We start from the raw sequence: 24399 nt of genomic DNA, 5'->3' as shown, positions 1-24399 counted from the left end.
GCAAATAACGTTCTGCGAATTCCCTAGCGGCATCGACGTCGCGCTCGGGAGTGTGATCATCTTCGAAAAGCAAAAGGTCGTGTGCGGTCATGGTGGCAATCAGTGCTGTTTGAGTTTCGACTCACACACTGACAGCAAACACTTAACGATCTGTTCACCATAATTTTCACGATGCCTGTAAAAATACGCAATCAGGCTGGTGGCAGCAGATCCTTCTGCTCCTCTTCCGCTTTCAATCTCAAGAATCTCGTCAGATCGAGGGGGCCACCCTGATCGGCGAGTGCAAGTTCCTGAGCGGCAACCTGACTGGAAACACCGGTAAAGGTGCTGAACATTCCAGCCTCCTCGACCGCCGCAAAGGCGGAAGCGAATCGCGGGTTCAGGTCTGCCTGGGAGGATCCCTGGTCATTTCTGAAAAGAGCTTCGAAGGGGCTCTCCGTTTCCGTTGCCTGGAATGCGGAAACAACACGCTGTGACGCCGCCGGATCTGCCGGGTTTATCGAGGCGGTCCGGGGATCCTGTGGCGCGGAATTGCCGCGATTCCCCTCAGCAGCTTGCGTCTCCCCTCCTCGCGGAAGGGACGTTGCCGCTTCGGCCAGCTCGACCGGATTGCCGTCTGGCAGTGCTGCCTGTGCACGCGCCAGCTCTTCCGGACCCGGCGGTTTGGACCGCATCGCAAAGGAGGCTGCCGTATCGCCCGCAAGATGGTCGAAATTTTGCGGATCGGCACCCGGCATCGCCTGCACGGGCTTCGCCGTCGGCAGGGCAGCGACATTGAGAAGTTCACCGGAGTTGCGAAGATCGGTCTTGCCGCTCGCCTGGGCGATCATTGTCACGGCATCATGCTTTGAAACGATGACCTCGTAGACTTCCTGCATGGATCGGGCCTTACCGTTGCCATGAAAGAATATCGGCTTGTTCGCCCGTGCCTGCGCCGAAAACATCTTGTCCGCGCGCATGTCCGGATTGGCATTCGTCGCGTCGATCAGGCGGCTGGCGCCGTGGGCGCCGAGAAAGTGCGCCATGTAAAGTTCGCCGTCCGTCGGCTCGCGTCCGATCTTGCGTTCCAGGTAAGCCGCATTCTTCTGTGTCAGCGCACCGGCCATCATCGACGAGATCTCCGGATCCTTGCGCAGATCCAGGATCTCGCGCTTCACCTGGGGATCGTTGACGTAATACTTGCCGCTTTTCGTTTGCAGGATCTGGTCCGAATATTTCTCAAGTCCGTGTTTGGGGCCCGCCTCCTTCATCGTTTCCAGCCAGGTCGATTCGATGAACTGGAACAATCCGGTCGCACTCGATGTCCTGGCCTTCGCCGACGGATTGAAAGACGACTCGCGCGCAGCGGTCTTCACCAGGTACTCGAACGAAGTACCCGTGGAACTACTCGCAGACTGAAACGCTAGCTCGATCCGAGACGCGACCGAGGGTGTGTCAGTCACATGCATGACCTAGTCTCCTCGACGGAACTGATTATGACTTTGTTAACCTTCGCGCCGAAATGGTTAACAAAGTCTTAACAGTACACAGTGCGCGTTCATTCTTTGGGAAATCGGAGCTGAAAGAATTGCTGCTTCAGCAAATCTCTCAATACATCCGGCCAAATCTATGCGCGGAGGGCGGGCATTGTTTGCGTTCACAACGGAAAAGATGCCCGAGCGGACGGTTCCGGCAGCCGGATTCGCCGGGATGCGGAACTGGCCACGGTGCGGGCCACTTCGCCGAAGACCATTTCGCTTTATTAATGGGTCCGTACCCTAGACGTTCGGGCGAACCATTTCGAACACTTCGGTGACCGCGGCATACTCCATGTAACCCAGACGCGACAGCGGCTTGAAGCGGGTGACGTCGACCTTGCCGTCAACGAGGATCGTCTCGTCGATATGAACGCCGACAACCTGTCCGAACACGATCCAGTTGTCGGTTTCGACGCCATCGAGGTCTTTCAGCTTGATCGTTTGAAGGTGCCTGCATTCCAGTGCCGTCGCGGCCTTGGCAACTCGTGGGGTCTTGACCAGCCGCGAGGGCGCCATTTCCAGGCCGGCCAGTTCAAACTCGCAGGTGTCGCCGGAAACGGGAGCCGAGGACACGTTCATTTCATCCTTTAGATCCCAGCTTGCCATGTTGCAGACGAACTCGCCCGTTGCATCCACATTGGCAGCGCTGTCCTTGTAGCCGGACGACGAAAACATCACGATCGGCGGGCGATCACCGACGGCGTTGAAGAAGCTGTAGGGAGCGAGGTTCGTGCGCCCTTCCCCGTCGAGCGAAGAGATCCAGCCGATCGGCCTTGGAGAAACGATCGCCTTGAAGGGATTGTGAGGAAGACCATGGTCGTTTTTTGCGGTTTCATAAAACATGTCAGTTGTCTTCGCTCCATTCGCTGACAAGGGCTGAAAGGTCTGGACGCGGTCTTTCCACCGGCGCCTGTGTCGGTGTGCCCACATGCACGAACCCGGCAAATTGCTCATTGTCCCCGGCGCCCAGAAACCGCGCGGCTTCCTTGTCGAAACTGTACCATTCGGTCAGCCACTGGGACGCGAATCCGGCCGCAGCCGCGGCCGTGACCAGGTTCATGCAAACGGCCCCCGCAGACAATTGCTGCTCCCAGACCGGGATCTTCGGGTGTTCGGCTGCCGTGCTGACAACACCGATCACGAGCGGGGCACGCGTGAAACGGGTCAGTTCCTTCTGCCTCTGGTCCTCGTCAAGAGGACCTTGCCGCTGCTCGTGTATCGTTGCAAGCCTGCGTCCGACGGCCTCCCCCTGTGCGGCGCCAAAAAGGATGAAGCGCCAAGGCGCAAGCTTGCCGTGATCCGGAACGCGGGCGGCGATCGTCAGCAGGTCCTTGATCTGGTCCGCACTCGGTCCAGGCTCCGCCATGGTGATCGAGGGATGTGAACGCCGCTTGCGCAGGAAGTCCAGGACGCTTGGTGCACGGGGGCTGAAAGTGGACATGAGCCTCGTACTTCTCGGTGTTTCGATTGTGATCCTGCACGTAATTCATTGACGGCAATTGTCAACTTTAGATTCGATGTCTTGAATTTGCCCGATTTTCAGGCGCATCTGAAAAGGTTGGATCCTGCTGCCGGAGCGTCTCCGTTCCCGGCCCGTGTTCATTTGACCGGAATCACCTCGGCGAGCGCATGTGACCGGGCATGCTTCACCTTGAAAGAAGGTTGGACACAAAGCGGTATATCGTTCCGGCCTGAATTGGTATAAAAGTCAAAGGACTGTCACTTTTCACAGTCAACAAGAATAAGAAGTGGGCATGTTGGAAAAAGGTTCGACACCATTTACCGCGTCGGCGAAGCGTTTGGCGAGAAACGTCGTTTGCGCAACAATGATGGTTTTTCCGGTCGCGATCTTCACAAGTGCCACCGTGCCTGCGCAGACCGCGGAAGCGCCGATGCCTCCAAGGGTAAAACCGGACCCGAACGCACCCTCCGCTGCGGGCAGCGACCAGATCATCAATCTGCTGGACCGGGAACCTGAACCGCTTTTTTCCGATGTCGAGATGCCCTACACCGCGCCTTCCCGCTCGCTGGCCACCGGGTTGAGCGATGGTCTTGATCAGGGCGCTTTATACCTGATGGCGAAACTGACCCGGGACAGCAAGCCCCTGGACGATGGCCTGATCTGGCGCATCTATTCGGAGGCGACCAACGCCAACGGACGTCTGGAACTGATCGCGACATCCATGGGCGGCGACGCGGAATTCAGGCTCGATCCGGGTGCTTATCTGGTCCATACCGCCTATGGTTACGCCCAGTCGACCAACCGTGTCGTCATCGGCAAGGACGTTCAGTCTAAAATGCTCACGTTGAACGCCGGCGGCATCAAGTTCGGCGCCGCCATGAAGGACGGAGACGGCATCGACGAGACCCAGGTCACCTTCGATGTCTACGGGATGACGTTCGACGAACGGGGTGAGCGCAACAAGATCGTCGGCGACATCACGCCCGGTTCGATCGTCAGGCTCAACGCCGACACCTATCATGTGGTCAGCCGGTACGGAGATGTGAACGCGGTGATCCGCGCCGACATTCAGGTGCTTCCCGGCAAGCTGACCGAAGCAACCATTTTGCACAAGGCAGCGGACATAACCCTGAAGCTCGTCAACGAGCGTGGCGGTGAAGCCATTGCAAACACGACCTGGTCCGTGCTGAGCGCCGGCGGTCACGTCGTCGTGGAAGCAACCGGCGCCTTCCCCGACTTTGTCCTCGCGGAGGGCGAGTACGAGGCTCTGGCCAGAAACAATGGCAAGACCTATCTGCACAATTTTGCAGTAGCGCCCGGCCAGGACCGGGAGGTGGAAGTCGTGACGGCGGTCAGCGAACTGGAAACCCAGGAAACGTCGAACAGCAACTGACGCCCCTTTTCATGCAGGCACGCATCGGACCCAACATTCAGTATCTTGCAGGCAAGCGCCTCAGCGGCGGCGGCCAAGCAGTCCCTTGGCGGAGGCCGCAGGTCCCATTTCCATGACCTTCGTCTGAAGAAAATCCATGATTTCCTTCTGATCCTTGAAACCGGAAAGGGTTTCAAAGGGGATCGCCTGCCCCGCCCGGGCCGTGATGACGGATCCGAGTATGCGGCGGAATTCCCGCACCAGAAGCGACAGGCGCAGGGTGAGCGAATATTTGCTCACCAGATGGAAGAGCCAGGAATTCTGACCTTCGAAATACAGCGGCAGCACCGTTGCCTTGGACGAGCGGATCATCTTCGCGGTGAACGTCTTCCAGGGAAGTTCTTCGGCGCGGCCGAAAGGTTTGGCGGCCGTCGCGACCCCACCGCCGGGAAAGACGATGATTGTCGTGCCTTCCTGAAGAAGGCGGAGCGCCTCCTTGCGCGTCTGCATGTTGGTCTTCAGTGCCTGCTTGTTTTCCTCGAAATCGACTGGCAGCGAAAACGGCCGAACTTCAGGGACCTTCAGCAGTTCATTGTTGATCAGGATCTTGAACGGCCGGCCGAGCTGCTCGGCAAGCGCCAGGATCGCAAGGCCGTCGCCGATGCCATAGGGATGATTGGCAATCAGGACCAGAGGCCCTTCGGGCAGGTCCTTCGGCGGCCATTCGCCGTCCTCGACGGCCACATTCAGGTTGATAAGACCGAGAAGGTCGCTCCAGATGTAGTCCGAAGTCCCGACCATCTGGTGTTTCCAGATATCATAAAGGTCAACAAGTTTCCGGCGGCCCGAGATGCCCTCGATGGCCCGTATCGTCCACCGCTTCAAGGGCGGGTGATCAGGATTGGCGTAGCTGAATTCTGCGTAATCCACGGCAGCCATCGTCTCGATAGGAAGTTCGGGCAAAGTTGGAACCTAGTACCAGAACCGGTGTTTCAGGATTGTGACAGCACATTGCCCTAGCGTAAGGGCAATGTGCAAGCTGTAACTTATCCCCGTATTTTGGTGCTCCGGAGTTTATTTCAAGTCCGGCGGTGTCGCCTCCTGGACAAACGCCTCGACCGCCTCTTCAAGGCCCATCGACCGCTGGTCTTTCGAACCGAGGCGGCGGACGTTGACGGTTCGTTCCTCGGCCTCGCGCATGCCGCAGACAATGATCACCGGAACCTTGGCCAGCGAGTGCTCGCGGACCTTGTAGTTGATCTTCTCGTTCCGGAAGTCGGTCTCGACCTTCAAGCCGTTCGCTTTCAGCAGATCCGCCACTTCCTGGCCGTAGGCATCGGCCTCTGAGGTGATGGTCGCGACCACCACCTGCAACGGGGCAAACCACAGCGGAAAGTGTCCGGCATAGTTCTCGATCAGAATACCGAGGAAGCGTTCCATGGAACCGCAGATCGCGCGGTGCACCATCACCGGCGTCTTCTTCTCGCCGTTGCTGTCGACGTAAAAGGCGCCGAACCGCTCCGGCAAGGCGAAATCAACCTGGGTCGTTCCGCATTGCCATTCCCGGCCGATCGCGTCTCGCAGCGTGTACTCGAATTTGGGACCGTAGAACGCCCCCTCGCCCGGCAGGATGTCGGTTTTGACCCGGCCTTCCGACTGAAGCTCGATCTTCTTCAAAACATCCGAGAGCACGGCTTCCGCGTGGTCCCACATCTCATCGGTTCCCACGCGCTTTTCAGGGCGCGTCGACAGCTTGACGACGACTTCGTCAAATCCGAAATCCTTGTAGACCGAGAGGATCAGGTCGTTGATCTTCAGGCACTCGTCCTCGAGCTGTTCCTCTGTGCAGAAGACATGCGCATCGTCCTGCGTAAAACCGCGCACGCGCATCAGACCATGGAGCGCACCTGACGGTTCATAGCGGTGAACGACACCGAATTCCGCAAGCCGCATAGGCAGATCTCGGTAACTCTTCAGACCGTGCTTGAAGATCTGAACATGTCCGGGACAGTTCATCGGCTTGAGCGCAAAGACACGATCGTCCTCGGCCTCCGGATCGGCACATTGCACGGAGAACATGTTCTCCTTGTACCAGGTCCAGTGCCCGGAGGTCTCCCACAGGGAGGTGTGCAGCACCTGCGGCGCATTCACCTCCTTGTAGTCGTCCTTCAGGACGCGCCGCTTGTAGGCGATGAGGCTCTGGAACATGTCCCAGCCTTTCGGGTGCCAGAAAACGACACCGGGGCCCTCTTCCTGAAAATGGAAAAGATCCATTTCCCGGCCGAGCTTCCGGTGATCGCGCTTCTCGGCTTCCTCAAGCATGCGAAGGTAGCCTTTCAGCTCCTTCTCGTTGTGCCAGGCGGTCGCATAGATGCGGCTGAGCATTTCGTTGTTGGAATCGCCGCGCCAATAGGCACCGGCCACCTTCATGAGCTTGAAGGCGTCCCCGATCTGGCGGGTGGAAACCATGTGGGGACCACGGCACAGATCCAGCCACTGGCCCTGCTTGTAGATCTTGAGTTCCTGATCTTCCGGAATCGCGTCGACAAGCTCGACCTTGTAGTGCTCGCCCTTCGCGGCGAAGTAGGTCTTGGCCTCCTCGCGTGACCAGATCTCCTTGGTGAACTGCGCACCGCGCGAAATGATCTCGCGCATCTTCTTCTCGATGACGGGCAGATCATCGGGATGGAACGGCCAATCGTCGCCGCTGTCGGGGTGTACCCGCTTGAAATCGTAGTAGAAGCCGTTCTCGATGACGGGTCCGATCGTGACCTGTGTCCCCGGCCACAGTTCCTGCACGGCTTCGGCCATGACGTGCGCCGCATCGTGCCGGATCAGTTCCAGCGCGCGCGGATCGTCGCGCGTGACGATTTCGATGCTGTGATTGGCCGTAATGGCGTCGCTGAGGTCCCTCAACTCGCCGTCCAGTGTCATCGCGACCGCTTTCTTGGCCAGCGACTTGGAAATGCCCTCGGCGACCGCAAGGCCTGTGGTGCCTGCTTCGTAGTCGCGCACGGAATTGTCGGGGAAGGTCAGATGGATCATGTCATTTCTCCTGCTCACTCCTGCAGACGATGCAGGTAAGCTGTTCGGTTTTTTCAGACGGCCTGCTGATAGGGTATTCTCGTGGAAACGGCAACCCTTTCCCGCCGTCCAAGCCGTCCCATCCGGTACCCAAGCGCGTGAACTCGACGGGTCTAATCCGTCAAGAGCGGTGGCGGACGGCGCCGGATCGGCTGGGATTTGACGATCGATGTGCTTGTTTCCGCCTTGTCCGAGATGACGTCGAGAATGTCGTCAAGCTGTTCGATCGACGGCACCGCTAGGCGTGCAATGAAACAGTCGTCGCCCGTGACCTTGTCGCACTCGCAAAACTCCGGAATCTCCTGGATCAGCTGCCGCACGATGTGAAGCTTTCCCGGAAGCGGACGAATGCGCACGATGGCCTGCAGGCTGTAGCCGAGAGCCTTCGGATCGATCTCCGCTGAAAACCCGCGGATGACACCGCGTTCCTGCAGTCGCCGGATCCGCTCCGAGACACCGGGAGAGGACAATCCGGCATGTGCGGCCAGGTCCTTGAGCGACATGCGCCCGTCCCGGATCAGCGCTTCTATGATTTTTGCGTCGGCTGCATCCAACTTCATAATCAAACCCCAAGTCGTCCAGATACTTTAGATAATAATGCAATTTCAGGAAAAGGTCTGATTTTTCGAATGGAACTGCGATCTGGCGCTTGTCATCCTCTGTCCGCTTGGAACAGGAGGCGGGCAAGCCATGGACAGGACACTTCGCGGAGCAGCCGAAATGAGCGCCGCCATGACCATTCTCGGCACGATCGGATTTTTTGTCGTTCTGTCGGGAGAACCGGCTGTCGATGTCGTTTTCTGGAGATGCGCCTTTGGTGCCTTGGCCCTGACGCTGGTTTGCGCCGTACAGGGGATGTTTCGGCGGCTGATCACCGTGCGCCAGATCGCCGTGGCCGCTGTTGGCGGCATCGCCATTGTCGTGAACTGGGCCTTGCTGTTCAGCGCATATGGCAAGGCATCAATCGGCGTTGCAACCGCCGTCTATAATACGCAGCCTTTCATTCTCGTCGGTTTCGGCGCGCTCTTTTTGTCAGAACGCATCACGGCGGCCAAGCTGTCTTGGCTTGCAATCGCGTTCTTCGGCGTGGTGCTCATCGTTCAGGCGGAACCTGCCACCCCGGCCTCCGAAGACATGGACTATGCCTTCGGGATGGCCCTTGCTCTGGGCGCGGCTTTTTTCTGGGCGGTCGCCGCCCTTCTGACGAAAAAGCTGACCGGGACACCGCCGCAGCTGATCGCGCTGATCCAGGTCTGTGTCGGTATCGTGATGTTCGCACCGTTTGTCAGCTGGAAATCCTTGCCGGGCAGCGGCGTTGCCTGGGGCGCCTTGATCACGCTCGGCGCTGTTCACACCGGCCTGATGTATATCCTCATGTACGGAGCCGTCCAAAAACTCCCGACCTACCTGCAGGGCGCGTTTTCCTTCCTCTACCCGATCGTCGCCATTGTCGTTGATTACGCGGCTTTCGGGCAGACCTTGCACATTTCGCAGTTCCTGGGAGCAGCGGCCATCATCCTTGCCGCCACAGGTATGACATTCGGCTGGAAACCCTTCGGCAAAAAGGGCCGTCTCCGATACCACGCTATGAGGCAGCGGCTCTTTTCTTCGCCGCCTTGACGATCGATGCATCGCGCGCGGTCTTGGCCACGGCCTCCACGCCGCCGCGTGTCTCCTGGATCATGGCGAGGCTTTCCTCGCCATCCTTTTCGATCTCCCGGGTCGCAATGTCGGAATAGCCGCGCCGGTCCGGCGATGCCTTGACCTTCCGGTAGATCCTGTAGACCCGCCAGGTCGCCGAGACATAGGCCCAGTGCTTGGCGGCGATTTCCCATAGGTAGCGCGGATAGAAGGCCAGCGCGCTCTCAACCGGCAGACCGCTGCGCCGGTCCCTGCGGAACTTCAGCCGGAAATACCCGCCTTCCAGCGGATGAACGCCTTCGCACTGGACCATGAGCTTGAACCACATCATCAGGAACAGCTTGTTGCCCGGTCGCCCCTTCCTGTGCGCGGCGGCGCGTTTGAGAACGGTCTCTATATGCTCATCGGAATAATAGCTTGCCCAGGCCTCCTGATAGGCTTCCTCCCATTCGGCATCCGTCATTTTCGGATGATGCGACACCCGGTGATTGAGGTCGTACTTGTTCAGGTCCGGGTCCATCCAGGTTCCCTTCGACAAGAGAACCTTGTGGTCTTCGGAACCGGGCAACGGGGTGAGGTAGAAGAACTCCAGGAGATCGAGGGGAAGCTCTTTCTTGATGATCTCGACATCCCGGAGCACGGCCTCCTTCGTGTCTCCCGGAAAACCGATGATGTAACCTGCGTAGGTGGTTGCGCCGTGCGCCCGCCACTTCTGCAGCATCTCCCGGTATTCGGTGATCTTGTTCTGGCGTTTCTTCGCCGCGAGCAAATTGTCCGGATTGATGTTCTCCAGACCGATGAACACGCGATTGACCCCTGCCCGGGTCGCCTTCTCGATGAAGTTCTCGATCCGGTGGCACAGCGTGTCCACCTGGATGATGAACTTGATGTCGAAATTCTCCTCCTCACGCAGAACAATGAGCCTGTCGAAAAGAGGTTCCCATTCCCGGTTCCGGGCGAAGTTGTCGTCGGTGATGAAAAACCGGTCGATGCCCTGCGCGTAATTGTCCCGGATGATCTGCTCCAGGTCGTCTGCCGACCTGAACCGACTCTTGCGGCCCTGTACATTGATGATCGTGCAGAAGGAGCACTGGAACGGACAGCCCCGCCCGAGATCGAAACTGGAATGCGACCCGGCCGTGAACTGGATATGCTTCGACGGCAGGATCGGCGTCGGTTCGCCTTCGAGCGACGGCAGATCCGCCATGAAATTGTAGAGCGGCTTCAGATCATCGGCCCAGGCATCGCGGAAAACCTGGTCAAGCCGCCGGTCCTCGGCCTCGCCGGCAAAATAGCAGACGCCCTCGGCTGCAGTTCGACCATTTCCGGAGGCATTTCGTCCAGCATGGAAATGCACCCGGAGACGTGGAACCCGCCGATGGCCGTCTGGAGGCCTTCCGCCATGAATCTGCGCGCCAGGTCGGTTGCGCGGGGAAACTGGTTCGACTGGACACCGACCAGCGCGATCAGGGCCTTGCCGCCCCTGCGGCGGATATCGCGGGCTATTTTCTCCGGACGGACCCGCTTGTTCGTTTCGTCATATGTGTGGAGATGAACCCGCACGTCTTCGCCGAGCGCGTTCCGCTCCACCGCGGCCTCCGCAAGGCCGTTGAGACTGGCGAGCGTGTTGGAGGGAATGGCGGATCTCAGCCACTGGATCGGATAGCCGTCATCGTCATAGTGAGTCGGCTTGATCATTACGAAATGGAAGTCGCGCACGTCCACATCCCCTCATCTGCCCTGAAGCTGACAAGGGAGCGTTGCATTCGCATTACGTTAGGTCAATGGTCTTATGGACAACAAAACGGCGCAAACGCTAGTCTTCCCCGTCTAGACGGAACTCGCTCGCGATATGCCGTCCGGTCCAGCGGCCGTAGCGCCAGGGTGTGAACCAATGCGCGTTGCGGGGCAGATCGTCCGGCACCGGATCGAATCCGGACGCCCCCCAGGGATTGCATCTGAGGATGCGCGAAAGACCGATCCATCCTCCGGTCCAGAAACCGTATCGCCGGATTGCATCTTCGGTGTATTCGGAACACGTCGGTGCATACCGGCAGCCGCGCCCCATGATCAGCGACAGGGAATGCCGGTAGATCCAGATGAGACCAATTGCCGCGCGGCCGGCAGGCGACAGAGTTTTCTCCTGTTCGGGCTCACGGTCGGGTTTCGGGCACATGGGGCGATCGCCAATTCAGGGATTGGGCATCAGGCCGCTGCCCCGTCCTCTTTCGCCTTGGCGTCGATCTGGTCCAGTGCATCGACGACGGCATCAAACGTAAGCAATGTGGACGCATGGCGCGCCTTGTACTCGCGCACCGGTTCCAGGAACTTGAGATCTTCAAAGCGCCCGGCCGGCGGTTCGCCGCCTTCCTTGAGCATCGCACGCATCGTTTTCTGGACGTCGCGCAACTCCTGTGCGGAAGCGCCGACGACATTTTGGGCCATGATCGAGGCCGATGCCTGCCCGAGCGCGCACGCCTTGACGTCATGCGCGAAGTCGGTGACCACACCATCCTTCACACAAACGTCAACGAGCACCGTGGACCCGCAAAGCTTGGAATGCGCCTTTGCCGTTGCGTCAGGTTGCTCAAGACGTCCGATTCGCGGGATGTTTCCTGCAAATTCAAGGATCTTTGCGTTGTAGATGTCGTCAAGCATTCTCGCCTCTTCGTGAAAGCCTGTGATGCGCGACACATTGATGGCGCTTTGCTTTCTTATATATAGATCAGACGCCACGGCAAATATCGCAAGGGGCAGAGTGGTCGCAGTTGGCAGGGAAGAGCGTCGCAAGCGCGCTCGACGCCGGCTAAACCCGCTCAGAAACTGAGCGTTCGCATTTTGTGTGGAGTATGATAAACGTCCCCGGCTATCAGGCGAGGACTTCATGATCTGTGCAAGAACGGGCGCCGTATGACGAGTGACAAGGGTAAATTTGCGAGGATCCCGATGGACGCAGTCCTCAAGCCGGTTGAAAAGAGATTTGAAAGAAAGTCGCCTGAACAATTGCTCAGGCCAAGCCGAGAAGAAGCCGAAGCCGCTGTGCGGACCATCCTGGCGTGGACCGGCGACGACCCGGACCGCGAAGGTCTGCTTGACACGCCGAAGCGCGTCGTGAAGGCGATCAGCCAGCTCTACGGCGGCTATTTCGAAGACCCCGCCGAGCATCTGGAAAGAACGTTCGAGGATGTCGGCGGTTACCAGGACATCGTTCTGGTGCGCGGAATCCCGTTCCATTCCCATTGCGAACATCACATGCTGCCTTTCATCGGAGAGGCCCATATCGCCTATTATCCGGCCGAAGGTGTCGTCGGTCTGTCAAAACTCGCACGTGTCGTCGACATCTATGCCAAGCGGCTGCAGACGCAGGAAAACTTGACGGCGCAGATCGCTTCCGTCATTGACGACACCCTGGCACCACGCGGACTTGCGGTCATGCTCGAGGCAGAGCATCAGTGCATGACGATGCGCGGCGTCCAGAAACCGGGGGTCTCGACGATCACCACTCAGTTTACCGGCGTTTTCCAGGACGATCCGGCCGAGCAGGCCAAGTTCATGACCATGGTGCGCAGCAAGGGCTAACGACCTGACAAGCCCTTGCTTCTTCGATCAAGGCAAGGGTTTCGTTTTCATGTGCAATATCTGTTTGAGCGAACGCGGCGACAAGGAAACGGTCGAGAGCGGCGACCTGCTCATGCCGAAATACGACCGAGACGGCCTGATCGTCGCCGTCGTGACCGATGCGGCATCGGGCGAAGTCCTCATGGTCGGCTACATGAACGAGGAAGCCCTGAAACGTACCATCGAGACCGGCGAGGCATGGTACTGGAGCCGGTCGAGACAGGGTTTCTGGAAAAAGGGCGAAACATCCGGCCAGGTGCAAAAAGTGCACGAAATTCTGACCGACTGCGACCAGGACGCCCTGGTGCTCAAGGTCAGCGTCGCCGGAAACGGTGCGACATGCCATGTCGGCTACCGCTCCTGCTTCTTCCGGAAGGTTGCGTCTCCCTCGGAAGCGGCGGTCCGTCTCGAACGGGTCGAATCCGAAAGGGTCTATGACCCGGCGGAAGTCTACGGAAAAGACCGGACGTGAGTTTCGCCGTCTTTCCGGACACTAGAAATTTAGCTAGGCGAACAATTTTAATATCAAAATTTCAAAGTGTTATTATTGTTTCGAAAATAACATAATAACCGTATACGTATTTAAACTTATACCCGAGCCGAGGTTCGGCGTCCTAAGCTCTCCTGAACGACAAGAAGAACAAAAAACTCTTTGTTTCTGTCCATACTTAGGGAGAGGCTATGGCAGAAGAGTGTGAACAGCTGCGGCTGCACGTCCCCATTCCGGCTGCTCGCCGTGTCTCCGTCGTAATATTCGCAGGATTGATGGCTTTGCCGGGCCCTGACGCTCTGGCGGATTGGCGCGGCACGTTCGGGCCGCCCCCAGCCCCGGACTGATGGCATGACCGAGGGAACAGACATTTCTGTCAGCCGGCGCGCCTTTCTGAAACTGGGCAGGCGCGCCGATCCGGATGTCCTGCGCCCTCCCGGAACCAATGCCGCGCTGCTCACCGAACAATGCAAGAGCTGCAGCGCCTGTATCGATGCCTGTCCCGAACAGATCATTGTCGCGGGTGCCGGAAACTTTCCCGTTCTGGATTTTTCCCGCGGGGCCTGCACCTTCTGCGAGGCATGCGCCGATGCCTGCCCGTCCGGCGCGTTCTCCAAGGACATTGTTCCCCAGTGGTCCTGGAAGGCCGGAATAACCAGTGCCTGCCTGTCCCTGCAGGGCATTTCGTGCCGTGCGTGCGAAGACGCCTGCGAGCCAAGGGCCATCCGTTTCCGTCTTGCCCTCGGGGGTAAATCGGAGCCCGTGCTTGACCAGCATCAATGCACCGGCTGCGGCGCCTGTGCATACCAATGTCCCGCTGCTGCGGTGACCTTCACAAGAGTCGAGCCAAACAAGGAAGAGGACCCGGCATGAATATCTGCGGTTGTCTCGTACATGCGGCTGTTCAATCGCTGCCCGGAATTCGAGAGCAAATCGAGGCGATGGACGGCGTCGAGATCCATGCGTCCGACGACGACGGGCGCCTCGTTGTCGTTGTCGAGGACACGCCGGCGAACACGGCCTCCGAACTGATCATGCAACTGCACCAGATCCCGGGTGTTCTCTCGGTCACCCTCACCTACCACCATTTTGAAGACCTCGCGGCACCCGAAGCCGCGTCACCGCCCGCCAATTCTAGCCAAGCCGGAGACCGGACCCATGACAATCTCTGAATCCCGCAGGACTTTCCTGAAGTCGACCGCGGCCGCTGCAACGGCTTCGGCTGCCGGTATCTCAATCGGCACCGGCCCGGCCGAAGCCCAGTTCCAGACCACCGGGATTTCCTGGGACAAGGCCGCCTGCCGCTTCTGCGGAACGGGCTGCTCCGTCCTCGTCGGCACCAAGGATGGCCGTGTCGTCGCCACACAGGGAGACCCGGACGCCCCGGTGAACCGCGGTCTCAACTGCATCAAGGGCTATTTCCTCTCCAAGATCATGTATGGCGAGGACAGGCTGACCCAGCCGTTGCTACGCAAGACCAACGGTGCCTACGACAAGAACGGCGAATTCGAGCCGGTCAGCTGGGACGAAGCGTTCGACGTCATGGCGCAGAAATGGAAGGAAGCGCTCAAGGCGAAGGGACCGACCAGCGTCGGCATGTTCGGGTCGGGCCAGTGGACCGTCTGGGAAGGCTATGCCGCCGCCAAGCTCATGAAGGCCGGCTTCCGCTCCAACAACATCGATCCGAACGCCCGCCACTGCATGGCGTCTGCCGTTGTCGGTTTCATGCGAAGCTTCGGCATCGACGAACCCATGGGCTGCTACGACGATTTCGAACATGCGGACACGTTCGTGCTCTGGGGCTCGAACATGGCGGAAATGCATCCCATCCTCTGGTCCCGCCTTACGGACACGCGTCTCACAAAGCCCGGTGCACAGGTGCATGTCCTGTCGACCTTCGAGCATCGCTCGTTCGAGCTCGCCGACAACGGCATCATCTTCAAGCCGCAGACGGACCTGGCGATCCTGAACTACATCGCCAACCACATCATCTCGACCGGACGCGTCAACGAAGACTTCATGTCGAAACACGTCAATATCGCGAAGACGGCGACGGATATCGGCTACGGCCTGCGTCCGGACAACCCGCTCCAGGAGGCAGCGGCAAACCCGGATTCCGGCGCAATGGAGGCAATCAGCTTCGACGAATACGCAGCTGCCGTCGCCGAATACACCGTGGACAAGGTGTCCGAGCTTTCAGGGGTGCCGGCTGAACAGCTGGAATTCCTGGCAGAGCAGTATGCGGACCCGGCCCGCAAGATCATGAGCCTCTGGACCATGGGGTTCAACCAGCACACGCGCGGGTCCTGGGTCAATTCGCTGTGCTACAACGTACATCTTCTGACCGGAAAGATTTCCGAGCCGGGCAATTCTCCGTTCTCGCTGACCGGTCAGCCCTCGGCTTGCGGCACGGCGCGCGAGGTCGGCACCTTTGCGCACAGACTGCCCGCCGATATGGTCGTCAACAACGACGAGCACCGGAAAATCTGCGAGGACGCCTGGAAAATACCGGAAGGCACGATCCCGCCGAAGCCGGGTTTCCACGCCGTGCTGCAGCACCGCAAGCTCAAGGACGGCGAACTCAACGCCTATTGGGTCCAGTGCAACAACAACATGCAGGCTGCTCCCAATCTGAATGAGGAAGGCTATCCCGGTTACCGGAACCCGGAAAACTTCGTCACCGTCTCGGACCCCTACCCGACAGTGACGGCGGTCTCCGCGGACCTGATCCTGCCGACGGCGATGTGGGTCGAGAAGGAAGGCGCCTACGGCAACGCCGAACGCCGCACCCAGTTCTGGCGGCAGCAGGTGCAGGCGCCAGGCGAGGCGAAGTCCGACCTCTGGCAGTTGATGGAATTCTCCAAGCGCTTCACGATCGAGGAAGTCTGGGGGGAAGAACTCCTGGCCAAGATGCCCGAGCATCGCGGCAAGACCATGTATGATGTTCTCTTCGCCAATGGCCAGGTCGACAAGTTCCCGCTGAGCGAACTTCAGGAGGGTCACCCGAACGATGATGCCGAACATTTCGGTTTCTACGTTCAAAAGGGCCTGTTCGAGGAATATGCGGGCTTCGGCCGCGGCCATGCGCACGACCTCGCACCGTTCGAGACCTACCACAAGGCCCGCGGCCTGCGCTGGCCGGTCGTCGACGGCAAGGAAACACTCTACCGGTTCCGCGAAGGGTATGACCCCTATGTCCCCGAAGGCGAGGAAGTCCGCTTCTACGGATACAAGGACGGCAAGGCGAAGATCATCTTCGCGCCTTACGAGGATCCGCCTGAGGTGCCGGATGAAAACTTCGACCTCTGGCTCTGCACGGGACGCGTTCTCGAACACTGGCATTCTGGCTCGATGACACGCCGCGTGCCCGAACTGCACCGCGCCTTCCCGCTCGCGGTCGTGTTCATGCATCCTGCGGATGCCGAGGCACGGGGACTGCGCAACGGCCAGGAGATCCTTATCTCCACCCGCCGCGGTGAAGTTCGCAGCAAGCTGGCAACCCGCGGGCGCAACAAGGTCCCGGAGGGGCTTGTGTTCATGCCGTGGTTCGACGAGGGGCAGCTCACCAACAAGCTGACGCTGGATGCAACCTGTCCGCTGTCGAAGGAAACCGACTTCAAGAAATGTGCCTGCAAGGTGGAGCGCGTCTAGGCGCCTTCACCGGACCGGAACCTGCCATGGCCAAGCCACAGCTCACACAGTCCCGCCGCCGCTTTCTGACCGACACCGCTCGGATGGCGGGCGGCTGCGCTGTTGCCGGTCTTGGCCTGGCCTACGTGGCACGTGACGCGAAAGCGCTGCCGGCCGACGCCCTGCGTCCGCCGGGCGCACTTGCCGAAAACGACTTTCTCAGTGCCTGCATCAGGTGCGGCCTGTGTGTTCGCGACTGCCCGTTCGATACCTTGAAGCTGGCCGAACTCGGCGCAGACGGTCCGGCAACGGGAACACCCTATTTCACGGCGCGTTCCGTGCCCTGTGAAATGTGCGACGACATTCCGTGCGTCGCCGCCTGCCCGACCGGAGCTCTGGACCCCGGCCTCGATGACATCGACGATGCCCGCATGGGGACGGCCGTCCTGGTTGATCAGGAGAATTGCCTGAATTTCCACGGTCTGCGCTGCGATGTCTGCTACCGGGTCTGTCCCGCGATCGACGCGGCCATCACCCTGGTGCCCTCGCATGACGAGCGCTCGGGCCATCACGCCATTTTCGCCCCGACAGTGCATGCCGATCACTGCACGGGGTGTGGTCTTTGCGAAAAGAGCTGCGTGCTGCCGGAATCGGCCATCAGGGTGTTGCCGGTGCGGCTGGCCCGCGGCGAAGCGGCGGACCATTACCGGCGCGGCTGGGAAGAGAAGGAAAGGAACGGAGCGCCTCTCGTTGACGGGCTGATCGACCTGCCCGACCGCCTGCCCGGCCCGGGCACCGACAACCTCGCAGCTCCCGGCGGGTTCGAACCGGCTTACAAGTTACCGGGAGGCGGGCAATGACCGTGCACACGCAATTGCCTGTCGGCTTCGAGGCCCTTGAAGCAAAGGGCCGGATCGGCGCGAGGCGCTATCTCCTCCTGCGCCGCGCAAGCCAGCTGTTTTTCCTCGCGCTCTTTCTCACAGGTCCCCTGTTCGGCATCTGGATTGCCAAGGGAACCCTCGCCGGCTCGCTGACGCTCGGCATCCTGCCGCTGACCGATCCCCTGGTGGCACTGCAAAGCATGTTGGCGGGGCACTGGCTCACGGCGACCGCCTTGACCGGCGTGCTGATCGTTTTGGCCGCTTATGCGCTTGTCGGCGGACGGACCTATTGTTCCTGGGTCTGCCCGATCAATCCGGTGACGGATGCCGCCCACTGGATGCACCGGCGCCTTGACCTGCCCAAGGGCTGGCAACCCAGGCGCTCGACCCGGTACTGGCTGCTGGCGGCAGCACTGCTGGTGTCGTTTGCCACGGGGACTATCGCCTGGGAGGTCGCCAATCCCGTCACGATGGTCCACAGGGGGCTCGTTTTCGGATTGTCGGCTGCCTGGATGGTGGTCGCTGCCGTCTTTCTCTTCGATCTTTTCGTCGCACGCCGGGGCTGGTGCGGCCGCCTTTGCCCCGTCGGCGCCTTCTACGGCCTGATCGGCAAGATGGCGGTGCTGCGCGTAAGCGCGCCGAACAGGGCCGCCTGCGATGATTGCATGGACTGTTATGCCGTCTGCCCCGAAAACCAGGTGATTTCCCCAGCCCTGAAGGGAGCACCGGAGACATCCCCCCTCATTCTGGCAGGTGACTGCACCAATTGTGGCGCCTGCATCGACGTCTGCGCACAGGACGTCTTCAAATTCACCCACCGGTTCGACCAAAGACTTGCCGAACCGCCTTCTCAATTCGCGGCTGAACAAAGCGCTGCAAGCTTGATGCACAAGGAGTGATCTCGATGAAAAAGCCGGTACTCGCGGGCATCGCCGCTCTCGCCTTAATCACGGGCATTGGCGGGTTCGCCATTGCCCAGCAGCAGGACGTCAAGGCCATGCGCTCTGATCCCGTCGACGAGTTGAACAGGCTGGGCCCGGATTTCAAATGGGAAGGAAAGGAAGGGCGCATGCAGCGGAACTACCGCCAGCAGCCACCCCTCATCCCGCATTCGATCGCTCAATACCAGATCGACATCCGCACCAACCAGTGCCTGTCCTGCCATGACTGGACCAAGGCCGGTGAACGCAGCGCACCGACCCTGTCGATGACACACTACCTGGACCGGGACGGCAACGAACTCGATCACATCGCCGGCACACGTTACTTCTGCAACCAGTGCCATGTCCCGCAGGCGGACGTGCCCGCGCTGGTCGACAACCGGTTCGAGCCCTCTTCTCCCATTCAAACCCGCTAACGCGTTCCGTCGCGACAAGGAGCCTTCAACATGGCTGAAAACTCCGAAAACGAGAAGCCGGGCAACCCGATCCTCCGAGCCTGGAACTGGTTCTGGACACCGACCAAGGTGTTGAGCGCCGGTTTCGTCCTGATTGCCGGATTTCTGGGCGGCATCATGTTCTGGGGCGGGTTTCACTGGACATTGGAACTCACCAACACGGAGGAGTTCTGTACCAGCTGTCACAGCATGGAAACCAATCTCGCCGAATATCGCACGACCATTCACTACAGCAATCATTCGGGCGTCAGGGCGATCTGCTCGGACTGCCATGTTCCTCATGAATGGCAGCACAAGCTCAAGGCCAAGATCATGGCGGTGAAGGACGTCTATCACGAAGTCGTCGGCACCATCAGCACGCCGCAGAAATACGAGGAACACAGGGCGGCAATGGCCGCGGTGGTCTGGCGCAAGATGAAACTGTCGGACAGCCGGGAATGCCGGAATTGCCATAACTTCAAGTACATGGACTTCACGGTGCAGGAAACGCGCGCCGCCTCCGAGCATCAGCGCGCGATCGACAACAACATGACCTGCATCGACTGCCACCAGGGCATCGCCCACGATCTGGCGCCCGGCTACCAGGATCACTACCGCGAAGTGATCGAGGAACTGCAGGCAAACAACGCCATCCCGGCTGCACCTGGCGAAAGCGTCGCCGCGATGCGCTCCTACGTTTCCGATCTGGCCGAAAACCGGAACTAACGGCGTCCGGGGCGGCAGGTCCCGGGTGCAACGCTGCCCCTTCAAGGAAAAAAGGCAATCACATGCTTGGAATTCTCGATCTACTTGGAACCATCGGCGGAAACGTTCTGAGCCTTCCCGGGATCCTTGGCCTGGCACTCGGAATGATGACCAGGAACTGGATTCTGGCCGGGATCATGGGGGCCGCGGTTGGCGTCGCCGAAACGATCATCTTTGCCGGCTTCAACATGGCGGAGGTCCATATGTTCGATCTCTCCATCGCCATTATCGTTGGCGTGCTGGCCGCCAGCGTCGGCTGCGTTATCCGGCACAAGGGAGCCACCGTCTGACCGGAGCGCATTTGCGGGACGCCATCAAAAAAATCGGTCAGAGCTCCAGTTTACGGACTCTCATCCAGGTTGTCATTTAGGAAAAACAACGGCGCCGCCAGCAATGACCACGTTGGCGAAACGCACCGGCATCCGTAAAACGGTCCAGGAAAAGGCAAGGCTGGCCTGTTTCAGGCCAGCGCAGTTTCACTTGCCGTTGGCTCAAGCCATCGAGATGTAGTTGCGCATTTGCTCGGCTTCGAGTTCGACCTGCGCAATCTTGTGCTTCACAACGTCCCCGATGGAGATGACACCGGCCAGCTTGCCGTCCTTGACAACCGGCATGTGACGAAAGCGGCCCTGGGTCATGCGCGCCATGACCTCGTTCACGCTGTTGTCCTCGGAGCACGTCACGACTTCCTTGGTCATGACGCTGGACACCGGAAGCGTAAGCGACGACGTGCCCTGGGTTCCGATCGCCCGTACGACATCGCGCTCGGAGACGATCCCTTCGATGCGCTTGTCGCCGGAACACACCACCACTGCGCCGATCTTGTTCTTTGCCAGGGTCTCGCAAATGTCACTCAGCGGTGTATCGGCATTTGCGGTAATCGTCTCGTGGCCTTTCCCACTCAGGATCGCGGCGACGGTCATTGTTGAACACCTCCCATGACAAAATCGACCCGAAACAGTCGGATCACCCGCATCATGGCAAAAAAATGAGGTCTCGCAAACCTATATCACAGCGGTAATTCGCCCGCCGGATCAGGCCGATCGCCTGGGCACGGGGTCAAGGAAGGGAAACAGGGCCAACCCTGCCACGAAGCCACCGATATGGGCCTGCCACGCCACGCTGGCCGGTTCCCCGGCCACGGGGCCGCTCATCAGGCCGAAAAAGATGTTGAGCCCGAACCAGACTGCGACGAAAACCAGTACCTGCTGGTTCTTGAGACACTCCGCCAACGGCTGGGCCGGGACGAAATAGGCACGCGGGTCGGAGCGCCGGAACGCGCCGAGCGGTCCGCCCAGTTCGAAAATGAACCGGAGCGCAGCCGCCATCTGACCGGAAATGGCTGCGGATGCGCCGATCATCGGAACCGGCTCGCCCCAATGGGTTGCCAGATGCGCGAAGGCACCGCCGACGGAACACAGGGCGGAAAACAGAAGAAACCGCCCGGTGCCGAAACGGCGCGCAACGGCACTGCCGAAAATCGCCATCCAGAGCAGGTTGAAGATGATGTGGGTCGCACCGCCGTGAAGAAGCGAATAGGTGACGAATGCCCAGAGACTCGCCGCCATGTCGATGATGGACAGGTTGGCGAAGAACGCATACTTGATCGGCCAGAACGCAAACAGTGTCAGGACCAGGTTGTCCCAGGCAACCGGCAACAGCAACACGCGCACGAGGTGGATCGCAATCAGGATCCCGCTGAGCCACACGATGATGTCCGGCAGATTGAGCGCAGGCGGCCCACTGGGTGTCTTGCGGGATTGCTCCCGTTCAGCTTGCTCACGACGGTTGCGCTCGTCGTCGAATTTGTAAACGTTCATAAAATACCGGCCTCTTCACTCTCCCTTCTAAGGGAGATCCTCGACAAAACAAGGGGTCGCCAGCATCGCAAAGGCGAGTTTCGGTAAATTTAATGAAATATCGACCGCCTGCTTCGCCATGAAAAGACGAAGTCGGCGGGAGCCGGCAGTCTTGCCGGCTCCCGCCGTCGGGCGCGTCCCCACGCGTCCCATTGAAAATTGTTTTGCGTCGCGGCTTTTGCAGACCGCTTCCGGACAGGCTGTCTCGCCGTGGTGAAAAACCGGCACCTTTGTCCGTTGCCAACCCATGTCGTGCCGTCGGCACCAGTATGAATAGAACGTAAACGTGCCACCGCACCGCCAATCGGACAAGCGTTACCCGGATTTAACCTTAACCGCTCCGGCCGAACGAAATTTCCATAAGGGCCAATCACTTGGCACGCCCCCTGCTCTGTATTCGCCAAACAAAAACAAAACAGGTCAAACGCCCCATTTTGAAACAGAAGCTGTCTTGAGACGGAACATGGGGTGCCAGAAGGTAACAAGGCGAAGCAAGATGAAACATGGCGTGACACAGACACTTTATTCATACTGGGACAACCTGCGCGGTACACGCCCCGCACCCAACCGCAGCGAAGTTGATCCGGGTGAGATCAGGGCCCTTCTGGGCGATACCTTCATCCTGGAGACGAAGGGCGCTCAGGATGTGCGTTACCGCCTTGCGGGCACGCGCCTGTGTTCCGCGCATTGCCGCGAGTTGAAAGGCCGCAACTTCCTGCGTGGCTGGAGCACGAAAGACAGGGAGGCCCTTGAAAGCCTCGTCGCCGCGATCACCGAGGATGCCGCGGCAGCTGTCGTTGGCGTGAGCGGCCATACCGAAAGAAACCAGGAACTGCACATGGAAATGCTGTTGCTGCCCCTGAATGTCCCGGGCGAAGGCCGGATCCGGATCCTGGGCAGTTGCACACCGATGGACAAGCCCTACTGGATCGGGCTGCACCCGATACTGAACCAGTCCATCAATAGTCTCAGGCTCGTCTGGCCGGATGAGCGGCCCTTCTTCATGGATTCGACAAATGCAGTGAACCCGATCCTTCCGCGGTTCACGGCAGAGGGCATGAACATGCCGGCTCCGCCGCTGCCACAGGGCGCTGAACGCAAGGTCGGGCACCTCACCGTATACAGTGGCGGAAAGTCCTGACCGTTAGGGTCCGTACCCTAAGGCAGCCTTGAAATTCTGAGCTTAATTGCCTGATCTCCGGAAACCCGCCCAGTGGCGGGTTTTCTTTTGCCACGAACTGACCCAAGGTAAGAAACGGCGGTTCGGGTGGTGCGTGCAGCCATCACAATCCAGGCGTGTCTCCGTCAATCCTGTGCCGAATTGGATTGTCAGAAATTTTTTCTCGATCAAACGCCCTCAGATGTGAACATTCTTACACATCGTTAACCCCATCTGCCTAAAGTGGTGAAGAGACGTTTGGAGATTCGAGTCTCGGTCAAAGGTGGGGCGAGACACACTGTTTGGATAGAACGGGCATGGACGCCGGATTGGCAGCAGCACCAGAGGGAAGCAAAACGCTTCAGGTCACGGACCGAAGACGGCACCAGCGTGTTCAGGTCGATATACTCGGCCGCTTCATGCTGGAAGACCGCCGGGAGTATCCCTGCCAGATAATCGACATGTCTCCCGGAGGCATGGCCATGATCACGCCGGTCGAGGGCCGCGTCGGAGAACGGGTCGTTGCTTACCTCGATCACCTGAGCCGTGTTGAAGGGCGCATTTCGCGCGTGATCGACGGCGGGTTCGCCGTTGAACTCAGAAACACCGCGCGCAAGCGCGACAAGATTGCCAACGTCTTGACCTGGCTTGCCAACCGGGATGAACTGAACCTTCCCGAAGACAGGCGCCATGATCGGTTTGTCCCGAAAAATCCGATGACGAAAATGGTTCTGCCGGATGGTTCGGAGCATGTGTGCCGGATTATCGACGTTTCTCTGTCCGGCGCCGCGATCGCCACCGACAGCACGCCGGAAATGGGCGATCCGATCACGCTCGGCAAGATGCAGGCGCGAGTCGTCCGCAGGATCGAGGGTGGCATTGCCGTCGAATTCGCAGCGGTTCAGAGTCGCGAACTGCTGGAACACCACATCTCCGCACCCGACTGAAACAACGGTACGCACCGCCGACAGGCCGCAACGGCTTTCGTGACATGCGATTCGTTGCAGGTCAGCCTGTTGGTTTTCGCCTTGGCAGCGGTCGTGCCCTCCACGCAAATGACACTTTCACGTGGTGACCGGACATCGCTCCCGCCGGCCGGCCGTCCCGTCAAAGCCGTTCTGCCATCTTGCGCCCGTCTCCGGTCAGGACCACGTCGAGAGGCTTCTGCCCCACCCGTCTCAACAGCCCCGCTTCCTGCAGCATCTCCAGCCTGAGGGTGTCGGTTGCAAAAAGGTACGCGCGCCCTGCGGCGAGCATGCGCAGAAATCGCTTTTCATCTGGCGTCAGGACCATGTCACGCGCTCCGGAACGGAAACAGGCCTGCTTGTCTCATTCTCATTTGTCGATCGCAAGACAGGTTTTGAAATCCCGACGAAACGGGAACTCAAGGGTCAGCCCACCGCACCGCGTTGAACCCGGTCATCCTGGGTCCTTCAGGTCGCCGCGGTATCTCAGGAAATGGCGATTTCTGCTCGCCAGGAGCACATGCGGCTTCCACCTGATCGCTTCGATCCGCATTTTTTTGCCCCCAATGTCAGATTTATTT

The 24399-nt window shown here is 59.5% G+C and carries 27 protein-coding genes; 14 read left to right on the top strand and 13 right to left on the bottom strand.

Translation table 11 applies throughout. From position 1 onward, the window contains the following. Positions 1–191: 191 nt before the first annotated feature. From ACO08A_RS23035 to ACO08A_RS23025, 3 genes are all read right to left on the bottom strand, one after another. Positions 192–1448, bottom strand: a complete 1257-nt coding sequence (locus tag ACO08A_RS23035) for a transglycosylase SLT domain-containing protein (RefSeq protein ID WP_422038255.1) — start codon at positions 1446–1448, stop codon at positions 192–194. Positions 1449–1757: 309 nt separating this feature from the next. Continuing rightward, on the bottom strand, positions 1758–2360 hold the full coding sequence (locus ACO08A_RS23030) for a flavin reductase family protein (RefSeq protein WP_422038254.1): 603 nt from the start codon (positions 2358–2360) through the stop codon (positions 1758–1760). A 1-nt stretch (position 2361) separates the two neighbouring features. After that, a complete protein-coding gene (locus ACO08A_RS23025; RefSeq protein ID WP_422038253.1) occupies positions 2362–2958 on the bottom strand; it encodes a nitroreductase family protein in 597 nt (198 codons plus the stop codon). 385 nt (positions 2959–3343) lie between these two features. On the opposite strand from ACO08A_RS23025, the gene ACO08A_RS23020 reads away from it, so the two are divergent. Then, complete coding sequence (locus ACO08A_RS23020) at positions 3344–4372, top strand: hypothetical protein (protein WP_422038252.1); 1029 nt, start codon at positions 3344–3346, stop codon at positions 4370–4372. A gap of 60 nt (positions 4373–4432) precedes the next feature. On the opposite strand, the gene ACO08A_RS23015 is transcribed toward ACO08A_RS23020, so the two are convergent. The 3 genes from ACO08A_RS23015 to ACO08A_RS23005 form a co-directional block, all read right to left on the bottom strand. Further along, entirely contained in the window at positions 4433–5281 is an 849-nt protein-coding gene (locus ACO08A_RS23015) for a lysophospholipid acyltransferase family protein (RefSeq protein ID WP_421983502.1), read from the bottom strand. A gap of 144 nt (positions 5282–5425) precedes the next feature. Then, a complete protein-coding gene (gene thrS / locus ACO08A_RS23010; RefSeq protein WP_422038251.1) occupies positions 5426–7396 on the bottom strand; it encodes a threonine--tRNA ligase in 1971 nt (656 codons plus the stop codon). Between the two features lie 152 nt (positions 7397–7548). Then, positions 7549–7995, bottom strand: a complete 447-nt coding sequence (locus ACO08A_RS23005) for an Lrp/AsnC family transcriptional regulator (protein ID WP_422038250.1) — start codon at positions 7993–7995, stop codon at positions 7549–7551. A 130-nt stretch (positions 7996–8125) separates the two neighbouring features. On the opposite strand from ACO08A_RS23005, the gene ACO08A_RS23000 reads away from it, so the two are divergent. Next, positions 8126–9055, top strand: a complete 930-nt coding sequence (locus ACO08A_RS23000; protein ID WP_422038249.1) for a DMT family transporter — start codon at positions 8126–8128, stop codon at positions 9053–9055. Here ACO08A_RS23000 and ACO08A_RS22995 read toward each other — a convergent pair. From ACO08A_RS22995 to ACO08A_RS22980, 4 genes are all read right to left on the bottom strand, one after another. After that, entirely contained in the window at positions 9021–10283 is a 1263-nt protein-coding gene (locus ACO08A_RS22995) for a B12-binding domain-containing radical SAM protein (protein WP_422038248.1), read from the bottom strand. The two genes, ACO08A_RS23000 and ACO08A_RS22995, sit on opposite strands and share 35 nt — an antisense overlap. Positions 10284–10300: 17 nt before the next feature. Then, entirely contained in the window at positions 10301–10795 is a 495-nt protein-coding gene (locus ACO08A_RS22990; protein WP_422038247.1) for a hypothetical protein, read from the bottom strand. A 97-nt stretch (positions 10796–10892) separates the two neighbouring features. Then, positions 10893–11252, bottom strand: a complete 360-nt coding sequence (gene yidD, locus ACO08A_RS22985) for a membrane protein insertion efficiency factor YidD (protein WP_422038246.1) — start codon at positions 11250–11252, stop codon at positions 10893–10895. A gap of 29 nt (positions 11253–11281) precedes the next feature. Next, on the bottom strand, positions 11282–11734 hold the full coding sequence (locus ACO08A_RS22980; protein WP_422038245.1) for an iron-sulfur cluster assembly scaffold protein: 453 nt from the start codon (positions 11732–11734) through the stop codon (positions 11282–11284). A 288-nt stretch (positions 11735–12022) separates the two neighbouring features. Here ACO08A_RS22980 and folE point away from each other — a divergent pair, with 288 nt between their 5' ends. From folE to ACO08A_RS22930, 10 genes are all read left to right on the top strand, one after another. Beyond that, entirely contained in the window at positions 12023–12655 is a 633-nt protein-coding gene (folE, locus tag ACO08A_RS22975) for a GTP cyclohydrolase I FolE (RefSeq protein WP_319382565.1), read from the top strand. Between the two features lie 49 nt (positions 12656–12704). Continuing rightward, on the top strand, positions 12705–13166 hold the full coding sequence (hisI, locus tag ACO08A_RS22970; protein WP_422038244.1) for a phosphoribosyl-AMP cyclohydrolase: 462 nt from the start codon (positions 12705–12707) through the stop codon (positions 13164–13166). 369 nt (positions 13167–13535) lie between these two features. Continuing rightward, positions 13536–14057: a ferredoxin-type protein NapF gene (gene napF / locus ACO08A_RS22965; protein ID WP_422038243.1), complete on the top strand. Its 522-nt coding sequence runs from the start codon at positions 13536–13538 to the stop codon at positions 14055–14057. After that, a complete protein-coding gene (locus tag ACO08A_RS22960; RefSeq protein WP_422038242.1) occupies positions 14054–14356 on the top strand; it encodes a chaperone NapD in 303 nt (100 codons plus the stop codon). Before napF ends, ACO08A_RS22960 begins: the two co-directional genes overlap by 4 nt. Further along, entirely contained in the window at positions 14343–16835 is a 2493-nt protein-coding gene (gene napA, locus ACO08A_RS22955; protein ID WP_422038241.1) for a nitrate reductase catalytic subunit NapA, read from the top strand. Before ACO08A_RS22960 ends, napA begins: the two co-directional genes overlap by 14 nt. Positions 16836–16861: 26 nt before the next feature. Further along, the gene (gene napG / locus ACO08A_RS22950; protein WP_421983511.1) at positions 16862–17674 is read left to right on the top strand and encodes a ferredoxin-type protein NapG; all 813 of its coding nucleotides are present in this window, start codon (positions 16862–16864) and stop codon (positions 17672–17674) included. Beyond that, positions 17671–18594 carry a quinol dehydrogenase ferredoxin subunit NapH gene (gene napH, locus ACO08A_RS22945; protein WP_422038240.1) on the top strand — a complete coding sequence of 308 codons (924 nt, stop codon included), beginning with the start codon at positions 17671–17673 and terminating at the stop codon, positions 18592–18594. Before napG ends, napH begins: the two co-directional genes overlap by 4 nt. A gap of 5 nt (positions 18595–18599) precedes the next feature. After that, positions 18600–19052: a nitrate reductase cytochrome c-type subunit gene (locus tag ACO08A_RS22940; RefSeq protein ID WP_421983513.1), complete on the top strand. Its 453-nt coding sequence runs from the start codon at positions 18600–18602 to the stop codon at positions 19050–19052. Positions 19053–19082: 30 nt separating this feature from the next. Next, positions 19083–19796 carry a NapC/NirT family cytochrome c gene (locus ACO08A_RS22935; RefSeq protein ID WP_422038239.1) on the top strand — a complete coding sequence of 238 codons (714 nt, stop codon included), beginning with the start codon at positions 19083–19085 and terminating at the stop codon, positions 19794–19796. Positions 19797–19858: 62 nt separating this feature from the next. Continuing rightward, the gene (locus ACO08A_RS22930) at positions 19859–20125 is read left to right on the top strand and encodes a hypothetical protein (RefSeq protein WP_422038238.1); all 267 of its coding nucleotides are present in this window, start codon (positions 19859–19861) and stop codon (positions 20123–20125) included. Positions 20126–20326: 201 nt separating this feature from the next. On the opposite strand, the gene ACO08A_RS22925 is transcribed toward ACO08A_RS22930, so the two are convergent. Together ACO08A_RS22925 and ACO08A_RS22920 are read right to left on the bottom strand one after the other, a co-directional pair. Further along, positions 20327–20758, bottom strand: a complete 432-nt coding sequence (locus tag ACO08A_RS22925) for a CBS domain-containing protein (protein ID WP_422038237.1) — start codon at positions 20756–20758, stop codon at positions 20327–20329. Positions 20759–20869: 111 nt separating this feature from the next. Next, the gene (locus ACO08A_RS22920; RefSeq protein WP_422038236.1) at positions 20870–21655 is read right to left on the bottom strand and encodes a rhomboid family intramembrane serine protease; all 786 of its coding nucleotides are present in this window, start codon (positions 21653–21655) and stop codon (positions 20870–20872) included. A gap of 547 nt (positions 21656–22202) precedes the next feature. Between ACO08A_RS22920 and ACO08A_RS22915 the strand changes: the two genes are divergently transcribed. Together ACO08A_RS22915 and ACO08A_RS22910 are read left to right on the top strand one after the other, a co-directional pair. Beyond that, the gene (locus ACO08A_RS22915) at positions 22203–22835 is read left to right on the top strand and encodes a PAS domain-containing protein (RefSeq protein ID WP_421983518.1); all 633 of its coding nucleotides are present in this window, start codon (positions 22203–22205) and stop codon (positions 22833–22835) included. 335 nt (positions 22836–23170) lie between these two features. Further along, on the top strand, positions 23171–23800 hold the full coding sequence (locus tag ACO08A_RS22910; RefSeq protein ID WP_306146225.1) for a PilZ domain-containing protein: 630 nt from the start codon (positions 23171–23173) through the stop codon (positions 23798–23800). Positions 23801–23960: 160 nt separating this feature from the next. On the opposite strand, the gene ACO08A_RS22905 is transcribed toward ACO08A_RS22910, so the two are convergent. After that, positions 23961–24146, bottom strand: a complete 186-nt coding sequence (locus tag ACO08A_RS22905; RefSeq protein WP_422038235.1) for a hypothetical protein — start codon at positions 24144–24146, stop codon at positions 23961–23963. Between the last annotated feature and the right edge of the window lie 253 nt (positions 24147–24399).

Source organism: Roseibium sp. (genome assembly GCF_965232425.1).
Lineage (GTDB): Bacteria > Pseudomonadota > Alphaproteobacteria > Rhizobiales > Stappiaceae > Roseibium.
Note: the sequence above shows the minus strand (reverse complement) of the source record. Positions and strands in the feature narration are given on the sequence as shown.